The sequence below is a fragment of the Comamonas guangdongensis genome (assembly GCF_041079535.1).
GTDB lineage: Bacteria > Pseudomonadota > Gammaproteobacteria > Burkholderiales > Burkholderiaceae_C > Comamonas > Comamonas guangdongensis.
Genome location: NZ_JBFYGN010000055.1, coordinates 1 through 4,011, shown reverse-complemented (window position 1 = coordinate 4,011; position 4,011 = coordinate 1). Strand labels below are relative to the sequence as shown.

At 56.8% G+C, this 4,011-nt stretch carries 4 protein-coding genes; 3 read left to right on the top strand and 1 reads right to left on the bottom strand.

What is annotated here, in order from left to right:
• The first annotated feature begins 399 nt into the window (after positions 1 to 399).
• Positions 400 to 855 carry a lactoylglutathione lyase gene (gene gloA / locus AB6724_RS21665; protein WP_369340605.1) on the top strand — a complete coding sequence of 152 codons (456 nt, stop codon included), beginning with the start codon at positions 400 to 402 and terminating at the stop codon, positions 853 to 855.
• 235 nt (positions 856 to 1,090) lie between these two features.
• On the opposite strand, the gene AB6724_RS21660 is transcribed toward gloA, so the two are convergent.
• Positions 1,091 to 2,086: an SLC13 family permease gene (locus tag AB6724_RS21660; RefSeq protein ID WP_369340604.1), complete on the bottom strand. Its 996-nt coding sequence runs from the start codon at positions 2,084 to 2,086 to the stop codon at positions 1,091 to 1,093.
• Between the two features lie 762 nt (positions 2,087 to 2,848).
• Here AB6724_RS21660 and AB6724_RS21655 point away from each other — a divergent pair.
• The gene (locus AB6724_RS21655) at positions 2,849 to 3,028 is read left to right on the top strand and encodes a hypothetical protein (protein ID WP_369340603.1); all 180 of its coding nucleotides are present in this window, start codon (positions 2,849 to 2,851) and stop codon (positions 3,026 to 3,028) included.
• 376 nt (positions 3,029 to 3,404) lie between these two features.
• Complete coding sequence (locus AB6724_RS21650; RefSeq protein ID WP_369340602.1) at positions 3,405 to 3,635, top strand: hypothetical protein; 231 nt, start codon at positions 3,405 to 3,407, stop codon at positions 3,633 to 3,635.
• Positions 3,636 to 4,011: the final 376 nt, after the last annotated feature.

The window sequence follows — 4,011 nt, the reverse complement described above, 5'->3', positions numbered from 1 at the left end:
TGTGCGAGGCGTGGGAAAAAGATCCAAGTCGCTTTAGACTTCATCCGCACCATCTCACTGTGGGACTGAACATCTAAATACGGAATCCATGTGTAGCCCACTGGTTCATGGTGGCACTAGCTGTCCTCATGGTTCCAGTTGGAGCAGAAGACTTATCGACGAAGGTGCTGTGCCAACAGTCTTTTCCTCCCGCCGCAATAACAGCAAGCTCTCCACTCACGGGAGGACCAGGTACGCCCAGAGTAGTTTCATACGCAAACCGTGCTCGCGCAAGCCAATGCAGCGCCGCCCATGTGCCGCATTTCAGGCTTGGCTCATCCTTGTATTGCGCATAGCAGCAATGTTTCGAAATTGGCTTCGCGGGTCTGTCTTGCGGGCCGAGGTGGCACAATTGCAGGTATGCGATTCCTTCACACGATGTTGCGCGTTGGCAATCTCCAGCGCTCTATTGATTTCTATACCAAGGTCATCGGCATGCAGCTGCTGCGCACCTCCGAGAACCCTGAGTACAAGTATTCGCTGGCCTTTCTGGGCTTCGAGGGCGGCAATCCCGGCCAGGCCGAGATCGAGCTGACCTATAACTGGGGCACGGAGAGCTATGAGATGGGCACGGCCTATGGTCATATCGCCCTTGGCGTACCCGATGCATACGCGGCCTGCGAGAAGATCAAGGCGGCCGGCGGCAATGTGACGCGTGAAGCCGGTCCGGTCAAGGGCGGCAGCACGGTGATCGCTTTCTTGACCGATCCCGACGGCTACAAGATCGAATTAATACAAGAAAATTCAAGGGCTTACATGGCCGACCGCCAGAGTGACGCCACGGGCGAAAAGTTCGACCCGCTGCGCAACGCCTAAGTTAAAAAAAGAGCCCCGACACTATCAAGTGCCGGGGCTCTTTCATTTCCAGGAGCTTGATGCTTGCCACCACCCTCCTCTGCCTAAAGGTCGGCGTAGCACCCTGACGCTCCGAAGCGTTGGCAGCCCTCTTCGGCTCCAGCCCCACAAAGCGCTCTCCGATGAGCCTCAAGACATGCTCAGCCGTGCATGCGCCACCACAAATACAGCGCGGTGACGGCCATGGTGGAGATCGTCACAGGCACGCCGATTCGGGCGTGCCGTTTCCAGTCGATGATGACGCCGCGACGCGCTGCTGTGTCGACGACGATGATGTTGGCGATGCTGCCCACAACACGAGCTGCGCTGGCAAACCCGTGCGCTGCAAGGCGTCGTTGACCACAAAAAGTCCCATAAAGAGCACGAGCAATTCCCAATCGACCAGACCCAGCATCCGGCTCGAGTGCAGCCGGCGGCTCATCAGCAGCACACCAGCCGCAGTCAGCGCGACAACCTCTCTCGGCCACGGCGCAAACAGAAACGACAAGAGAATCACTAGCGCTATCCCCAGCCCCTTTGCGGTCTGCCAACGGTTTAAGGCTTGCATCTCGAATTCGGGCTGCGCCTCGAGCAATGCACCGCTCGTCAGTTGCCACCGTCCCCTGACACAAATCACGATCACCACCCATGTCAGCACCAATCCGACAAGTACTGGTGCGGCCGCTTCGACGGCATAGGCTCCAAAGGACAAATGCAATGTCTGCCCAATGAGCATGTTCTGAGGATTGCCGATCAGTGTTGCCGCCGATCCAATGTTGGCGGCGCAGGCGAGGCCGAGCAAAAACGGGATCGGATCGAGCTTGCGGCGCATACAGGCATCCACCAGCACGGGGGCGATGGCCAGGCAGACAATGTCGTTGCTGAATACGGCGGACAGCAGCGCGACAACGGCGATCAACACGCCCAGCAAAGTCGCAGGAGTCACTGGCAATGCCGATAGACGGAGCGTGATCCAGTCATAGAAGCCGCCAAGGCGCATCTGTGCGGACACCACCATGAAGGCAAACAGCAGCAGCACGGTGGGCAAATCGATGGAGCGCGCCGCCTGCTCGACCGTGACAGCTTCAGTCGCAATCATGGCGATCGCACCGAGCAGCGCGATACCCGTACGATCGAGCTGCAAAAACGGCAACCCTCCGAGGATCATGCCGAGATACACCAAGCCAAAAATCACCAGGACGGTTGCGGTCATGGGCGCATTATCGATGAGGGGCTGGCCAAGAAAACCGGGCTATTGGAGGAACCGCGAGAGATCCCGAAATAGAACACCGAAGCCAAGCTCCATCGATATCAGGAACGGATTGCTGTGGAGCATTCTGTGCGGCGGCCGCTCTTGGCCACAACCAGCACTAGTCGTCAATTCAGTGAAGACCAAGGAGGCAAGCTCGCCGCAACTTCTTGAAACCTTTCAAGAATTAGGTCTCGGTTTCCTGGTCGTCGATTCACAAAAACTGGGTTGGGATGGGGTGCCGAATGGACTCGAGCATTTGGCGCCAGCTTGGCAATGGTCAGCTCGGCCATTGATGCTTTTTTCCTAGCAAGATGATCGTGTGAAGCCTCGGCAGGAGCATTACCAGTTCATTGTTGAGCGCCTGCTCAGGCTCCTCCAGGCCAGATTTCTTTGCAGGCTGAATCCTTTTGCCCGATCCAATGTACCAAGGGACCAGGTTCCATACGACGGTTCTGCGACGGTTTAGCCGCCCCCTGCACCTCCCTCAATCACATCAGCCCAGCCAGATCAGAAAAGCACCATTCGCCCGCCTGAGCGCTTAATCAGGAAGCAGGTACCGGGTTGCCCGGGCTACGCCAGCCGCCGCGCAGGCCTGCCGGAAAGCGGGTATCGATAGCCGAGGATGCGCGGCAATCAAACCAGAGCGTCTTGCACCAGGGTGCTGCGGTTTGAAACTGACACCAGAGCCTTGCGTGTACGGTTTCGGTTAAGTAAGGTATTCCGATGACACGCATCAACACCACTGAGATTTGGGAGCGCCACGGCTATCGGGTAGAACGCATAGAGCGGCCGATGGGAACGCCCCAGCGCAATGTGTATGGGCCAGATGGTGTTTTGTTGCTCGAAGATGCTGAGTACAGTGACGAGATCAGAGCCCTGCGCGACCTCGGATTTATTGAATAAGCACGGCCCGCCTTGAGCGGTTTTTCTTTTTGCCGCCCACCCTCGCGGTGGCTTTTTTGCGCCCGGAGATATTGAAATGTGAGCAAGTAGCCTGCATGCGGCATGCACGTGCCCTCCCCGCGGGGCTGAAACAGGGCCATCAAGCAAGAGCGCGAATCGGGTGTGAACCTTGGCAATGCAATGCCCCCACCGACAGATCGAAAGCCGGGTATCGCGCTCTTGCTTGATGGTGCGGCGCGTCGGCCGATAGCGTCTCCTCTCGCCCTCTCTTTCATTTCGCATCGCTGACCTGACGTGCGCCGTTTAAGGTCATTAAAAGGAGTACCGTGGACATAGGCGGTCTACCCCGATCCGCCATCTTGGACCGGAGGTCTATATGTCTTTCATCGACGAAACCATCTTCAACATCCACGCGAGAGTTCCCGCCACCAAGAAGGATGTTGATACCAGAGATGTCTCAGGTGGCGACTACGTTTCCCCCCAGCCGTTCCAAAATGACGTTGAGAAGCAGGAGGATAGGCATGTGCAAATCCTTCGAAGAAAGACCACAAGAATCTTGAAGCAAGCAGCCCTTAACAGAGTCGCTTTTGATAGAGCTAACCATTGAGCGGAGGTCTATATGTTCTCGCTCCTGGCGTACCAACGATATGTCGAATTCTGGCGTGACATGTGGTCGATCCTTCTTGAGCCGGTCTCAGAGTTGCCGCCCAGCCCATCGAGTTTCGATCAAGACCTGCCATCGACCTCAGAAGACCCACCTTTGCCGTCTCGGGCGGAGACCTCAAAAAGCAAGTCTTGATCCATGCGCTTCACTGGCGCCTGCTAAGCAGGAAGCTCCTTTCTAAGCCGCCTCTACGGGCGGCTTTTCTTTGCCTTGATCTGGTAATCCCCCCGCAATTCCAGCGGGCTGAGAAGTAGAGACCCTCACAGGAGAATCTCTACCATGAAGAAATCACGTTTCACCGACAGCCAGATCATCGACG

Excerpts from the sequence above, each read along its gene's own strand:
- AB6724_RS21660 (WP_369340604.1), bottom strand. The coding sequence starts at position 2,086 with ATGACCGCAACCGTCCTGGTGATTTTTGGCTTGGTGTATCTCGGCATG.
- AB6724_RS21650 (WP_369340602.1), top strand. The coding sequence starts at position 3,405 with ATGTCTTTCATCGACGAAACCATCTTCAACATCCACGCGAGAGTTCCC.
- gloA (WP_369340605.1), top strand. The coding sequence starts at position 400 with ATGCGATTCCTTCACACGATGTTGCGCGTTGGCAATCTCCAGCGCTCT.
- AB6724_RS21655 (WP_369340603.1), top strand. The coding sequence starts at position 2,849 with ATGACACGCATCAACACCACTGAGATTTGGGAGCGCCACGGCTATCGG.